Here is a 4,982-nt window from a genome sequence, read left to right on the forward strand (position 1 = left end):
CAGGCGCCTGAGCGTGCTCGACAACCTGGCTCTGGCTGTGCAGGCCCGGCAGGGCTCGAGCTTGCGCTTGTGGCGGCGGGCCCGCGAGGAGCATGCCCGTTACGAGGAGGCTGCCGCCATCGCGCAGCGCGTGGGGCTGGGGGCGCGCTTGGGCGCCCTGGCCGGGGCCCTGGCCCATGGCGAGCAGCGCCAGCTCGAGGTGGGGCTGGCGGTGGCTACGCGGCCCAAGCTGCTGCTGCTGGACGAGCCCATGGCCGGCATGGGACCGGAGGAGTCCGAGCAGATGGTGGCCCTGCTGCAAAGCCTGCGCCGCGAGCTGACCGTGCTGCTCGTGGAGCACGACATGGACGCGGTCTTCCGCCTGGCCGACCGCATCTCCACCCTGGTGTCGGGTCGCATCATCGCCAGCGGCAGCCCGCAGGCCATCCGCGAGCACCCCGAGGTGAAGCGGGCCTACCTGGGCGACGAGCTCGAGGAGATCGGGACATGAGTGCTTTGCTGGAAGTCCGCGGCCTGGAGACCGCCTACGGCAGCAGCCAGGTGCTCTTCGGCATCGATCTGTCCATGACCGCCGGCGAGGTGGCCACGCTGCTGGGCCGCAACGGCATGGGCAAGACCACCACGGTGCGGTCGATCCTGGGCCTGGTGCGTGCAAAAGGGGGGGAGGTGCGCTTCCTCGGCGAGCGCATCGACGGCCGCGACCCCGACCGCATCGCGCGCATGGGCCTGGCCGTGGTGCCCGAGGGCCGGCAGATCTTTCCCAACCTCACGGTGCAGGAGAACCTGCTGGCGTTTGCGGCCAACCGCTGCGCCGCGAAGGACCCGTGGACGCTCGAGCGCGTCTACACCCTCTTTCCCCGCTTGAAGGAGCGTGCCGCCAACATGGGCAACCAACTCTCCGGTGGCGAGCAACAGATGCTGGCCATCGGCCGGGCCTTGATGACCAACCCGCGCCTGCTGGTGCTCGACGAGGCCACCGAGGGCCTGGCCCCACTGATCCGCGAGGAGATCTGGCGCTGCCTGGCCGCCCTGCGTGACCAGGGGCAGACCATCCTCGTGATCGACAAATACGTGCAGCGTCTGATGCGCCTGGCCGACCGCCACACCATCATCGAGCGCGGCCGGGTGGTCTGGCAGGGCGATTCGCAGCAGCTCGGGGCCGACCCGGCGCTGTGGCACCGCTACATCGGGGTGTGAGGGCCGTCATGCCAGCGATCGCGCAGCGCCATGCCTTCGAGCGCGAGCAGCCCATCCGCTTCTCGCACTGCGACCCGGCCGGACTGGTGTTCTTCCCCCAATACCTGGTCATGTTCAACCAACTGGTCGAGGACTGGTTCACCGAGGCCCTGGGCCTGCCCTATGCCGAGATCCTGGGCGAGCGTCGCACGGGATTGCCCACGGTCAGCCTGGCCTGCGACTTCACCGCCCCCAGCCGCATGGGCGAGGTCGTGACGCTGGGGCTGTCGCTCGAGCGCGTGGGCGGAGCCTCGATCGGTCTGCGCCTGGGCGTGCGCCGCGGCGACGAAGCCCGCGTCACGGCCCGCCAGGTGCTGGTCACCACATCGCTCGACACCCATCGCGCCATGCCCATTCCCGAGGACATGCGACGCGCGCTGATGGGCTTTGCGCCCCGACAACACGGAGATCGGACATGAAGATCCTGCAACCCCCGGGCTGGCCGCGCCCGAAGGGCTATGCCAACGGTGTGGCCGTGCGCGGCCAGATGGTGTTCGTCGCCGGCATGATCGGCTGGGACGCCGAGGGCCGCTTCCACACCGACGACCTGGCCGGCCAGGTGCGACAGGCTCTGGCCAACATCGTCGCGGTGCTGGCCGAGGCGGGCGCCAGGCCCGAGCACATCGTGCGCATGACCTGGTACGTGACCGACAAGCGCGAGTACCTCGCGCAGCAGCGCGAGATCGGCCAGGCCTACAAGGAACTCATCGGCAGCTACAACGCCGCGATGACCGCCATCGAGGTGTCGGCCCTCGTCGAGGACCGTGCCAAGGTCGAGATCGAAGTGACGGCGGTGATCCCTGACGCCTGAGGCCGGTTCAGGCCAGGGCCGCGAGGGCTCGCGCGGTGATGTCCTCGACCGACCCCAGGCCCTCGATGCGCCGGTACTTCGGGGCCTGCGGGTCGCCGGTGGCGGCCCACTGCGAGTAGTAGTCGACCAGCGGACGGGTCTGGCTCTGGTAGACCTGCAAGCGCTTGCGCACGGTGTCTTCCTTGTCGTCGTCACGCTGAATCAGGTCCTCGCCGGTCACGTCGTCCTTGCCCGGCACCTTGGGTGGGTTGTACTTGACGTGGTAGGTGCGGCCCGAGGGCGCGTGCACGCGCCGTCCGCTCATGCGTTCGATGATGGCCTCGTCGGGCACGTCGATCTCGAGCACGTAGTCGAGCTTGACGCCGGCGGCCTTCATCGCATCGGCCTGCGGAATGGTGCGGGGAAAGCCGTCGAAGAGGAAGCCGTTGGCGCAGTCGGGCTGCGCGATGCGTTCCTTGACGAGGCCGATGATGATGTCGTCGCTCACCAGGCCTCCGGCGTCCATGACCTTCTTGGCTTCCAGGCCCAGGGGCGTGCCGGCCTTGACGGCCGCACGCAGCATGTCGCCGGTGGAGATCTGCGGAATGCCGAACTTCTGGCAGATGAATGCGGCTTGCGTGCCTTTGCCTGCGCCCGGTGCGCCCAAGAGTATCAATCGCATGGGGATCCTTTGGAAAATGCCGTACCGGGCGCGAGACGCCCGGCACCAGTTGCGGGCGAGGATATCACGGGGTCCCCTGCGCGAAACTGACGCGCCCGACAGGGGTTTCCCCGTGATGGCCCAGGGTGTTCAGCCGCCCAGCAGCGCCCGCACGCGCTCCAGGTCCTCGGGGGTGTCCACGCCCGGGCCGGGCAGCGTCTCGCTCACGTGCACCGCAATGCGCTCGCCGTGCCACAGCACGCGCAGCTGCTCCAGCGATTCGATCTGCTCCAGCGGGCTGGGCGGCAGCAGGGGGAAGCGCCGCAGGTAGCCCGCGTGATAGCCATAGATGCCGATGTGGCGCAAGGGTGCCGGACGGCTGAGCGTGTGGATGCCCTGGGCGTAGCCGTCGCGCCACCAGGGCAGGGGCGCGCGCGAGAAGTACAGCGCACGCCCGTCGGCATCGCACACCAGCTTGACCACGTTGGGGTTCGTGAACTCGGCCGGTGAGCTGATCTCGTGGGCGGCGGTGCTCATCACGCAGTCCTCGCGCATCAGCAGCGCCGCCGCTGTCGCATCGATCAGGGCCGGGTCGATCAGCGGTTCGTCGCCCTGCACGTTCACGACCACGTCGTGGCCGTCCAGGCCCAGCCGTTCGCAGGCCTCGGCCAGGCGGTCGCTGCCGGTGGGGTGGTCGCTGCGCGTCAGCAGGGCCTGCACGCCATGGGCCTCGCAGGCGCGCACGATGTCGGGATGATCGGCCGCCACCACGACCTGGTGGGCCTCGCTGGCCTGCGCCTGGCGTGCCACGCGCACCACCATGGGCATTCCGGCGATCTCGGCCAAGGGCTTGCGGGGCAGGCGGGTGGAGGCCAGCCGCGCGGGGATGAGGACGGTGAAGCTCACGGGGTGTCCATCTCGGCTGGCGTCGTGACGGGGCCATCGAGCGTGCGCGCTTCGCCCTCGAGCATCACCGGGATGCCGTCACGGATCGGGTAGGCCAGGCGGTCGGCCTTGCAGATCAGTTCATGCGCCTGGCGGTCGTGTTCCAGCGGCCCCTTGCACAGAGGGCACACCAGCAGTTCCATCAATCGGGTGTCCATCGGCGATCTTCCTGTGCCGCCTGTGCGGCGCGAACGCCCTGCAGCCGGCGTTGCAAGGCCAAGTGATAGTGCGGATCGGGCTCGAAGTCTAGCGCGACCACATGCAGCCGGGGGTCGTCGGCCAGCGCCGAGCCGGGGGGCAGCTTGACGGCATCCTTCTCGGTCAACAGCACCACCTCGGCCGGATGGTTCGCCCAGGGCGCCTCGGTGTAGACATGGTGGTCGGCCAGCGCGAGTGTCTCCACCTGCAGTCCGGCGGCGCGCAGCATGCCGAAATAACGCTGCGGATGGGCGATGCCGGCCACGGCCAGCACCCGAGCGCCGGCCAGCGCGGGCAGGGGCCGTCCCGCGCGGGCGCCCGACCACCAGGCGGCCAGCGGGATCGCCGGGCCCAGGGCCCGCCGTGCCAGCCAGCCCGGGCGCGTCGTGGATGGGGCCGGGGCGTTGTAGAGCACCAGATCGGCGCGGCGGCCGGCATCGTCGCGCAGCGGCCCGGCCGGCAGCCACCAGCCGTTGCCGATGCCGCGCTCATCGAACACCAGCACCTCGATGTCGCGTGCCAGGCGGGGGTGCTGCAGGCCGTCGTCGCAGACGATCACGGTGAGGTCGGGATGACGGGCCAGTAGCAAGCGGCCGGCGGCCACGCGGTCGCGGCCCACCACCACCGGTGCGCCGGTGCGCAGCCGCATCAGCAGAGGTTCGTCGCCCACCTGCGTCGCGGGGCTGTCCGGGGTGACCTCGCACAGCCCCCGGCCGGTCCGCCCGTAGCCCCGCGACACGATGCCCGGGTGCTCGCCGGCGGCCTGCAGCGCGCGCACCGTGGCGATCACCGTCGGGGTCTTGCCTGCACCGCCGGCCACCACGTTGCCCACGACGATCACGGGGCAGGGCAGGCGTTCGGTGCGCCGCAAGCCCCAGGCGTGGGCGCGGCCATGCAGTGTGGCCAGCGCCCGGTACAGGCACGACAGCGGCCACAGCAGGCAAGCCAGCGGGCCGCGCCGGGTCCATGCCGCCTGCAGGCGTGTCGAGACCCTGACAGACACGGGCATGGGCGCGCGTGCGGGGCTGACGGTCTTCAGCGGCCCCGCGCGGGCTCGCTCAGCCGGGTCGCGAAGGTCAGCTGGTTCAAACCCGCCCGCCGCGAGGCGTCCATCACGTTGACCACGCTCTGGTGGGCGGCGTTGGCATCGGC

The 4,982-nt window shown here is 70.6% G+C and carries 9 protein-coding genes; 4 read left to right on the top strand and 5 right to left on the bottom strand.

Annotated features, from left to right (window positions below; translation table 11 throughout):
• The 4 genes from ACK42S_RS10695 to ACK42S_RS10710 all read left to right on the top strand — a co-directional run.
• Positions 1–490: ABC transporter ATP-binding protein (locus ACK42S_RS10695; protein WP_409706871.1), on the top strand; the 490-nt coding region annotated here is incomplete at its 5' end.
• Entirely contained in the window at positions 487–1,197 is a 711-nt protein-coding gene (locus ACK42S_RS10700) for an ABC transporter ATP-binding protein (protein WP_409706875.1), read from the top strand. The genes ACK42S_RS10695 and ACK42S_RS10700, both read left to right, overlap by 4 nt.
• Positions 1,198–1,205: 8 nt before the next feature.
• The gene (locus tag ACK42S_RS10705) at positions 1,206–1,655 is read left to right on the top strand and encodes an acyl-CoA thioesterase (RefSeq protein WP_409706878.1); all 450 of its coding nucleotides are present in this window, start codon (positions 1,206–1,208) and stop codon (positions 1,653–1,655) included.
• Positions 1,652–2,047 carry a RidA family protein gene (locus tag ACK42S_RS10710; protein ID WP_409706880.1) on the top strand — a complete coding sequence of 132 codons (396 nt, stop codon included), beginning with the start codon at positions 1,652–1,654 and terminating at the stop codon, positions 2,045–2,047. Before ACK42S_RS10705 ends, ACK42S_RS10710 begins: the two co-directional genes overlap by 4 nt.
• Positions 2,048–2,054: 7 nt before the next feature.
• On the opposite strand, the gene adk is transcribed toward ACK42S_RS10710, so the two are convergent.
• From adk to ACK42S_RS10735, 5 genes are all read right to left on the bottom strand, one after another.
• Positions 2,055–2,708, bottom strand: a complete 654-nt coding sequence (adk, locus tag ACK42S_RS10715; RefSeq protein WP_409706883.1) for an adenylate kinase — start codon at positions 2,706–2,708, stop codon at positions 2,055–2,057.
• A gap of 129 nt (positions 2,709–2,837) precedes the next feature.
• Positions 2,838–3,593, bottom strand: a complete 756-nt coding sequence (kdsB, locus tag ACK42S_RS10720) for a 3-deoxy-manno-octulosonate cytidylyltransferase (RefSeq protein WP_409706886.1) — start codon at positions 3,591–3,593, stop codon at positions 2,838–2,840.
• Complete coding sequence (locus ACK42S_RS10725; RefSeq protein WP_409706889.1) at positions 3,590–3,790, bottom strand: Trm112 family protein; 201 nt, start codon at positions 3,788–3,790, stop codon at positions 3,590–3,592. The genes kdsB and ACK42S_RS10725 overlap by 4 nt, the downstream gene beginning before the upstream one ends.
• Positions 3,775–4,839 (bottom strand): tetraacyldisaccharide 4'-kinase, encoded by a 1,065-nt coding sequence (gene lpxK, locus ACK42S_RS10730; RefSeq protein ID WP_409706891.1) that lies wholly within the window; start codon positions 4,837–4,839, stop codon positions 3,775–3,777. The genes ACK42S_RS10725 and lpxK overlap by 16 nt, the downstream gene beginning before the upstream one ends.
• Before the next feature lie 26 nt (positions 4,840–4,865).
• Positions 4,866–4,982 (bottom strand): ExbD/TolR family protein (locus ACK42S_RS10735; protein ID WP_409706897.1); only part of this gene is annotated, 117 nt, incomplete at its 5' end.

The sequence above is a fragment of the Caldimonas sp. genome (genome assembly GCF_046289365.1).
Lineage (GTDB): Bacteria > Pseudomonadota > Gammaproteobacteria > Burkholderiales > Burkholderiaceae_C > Caldimonas.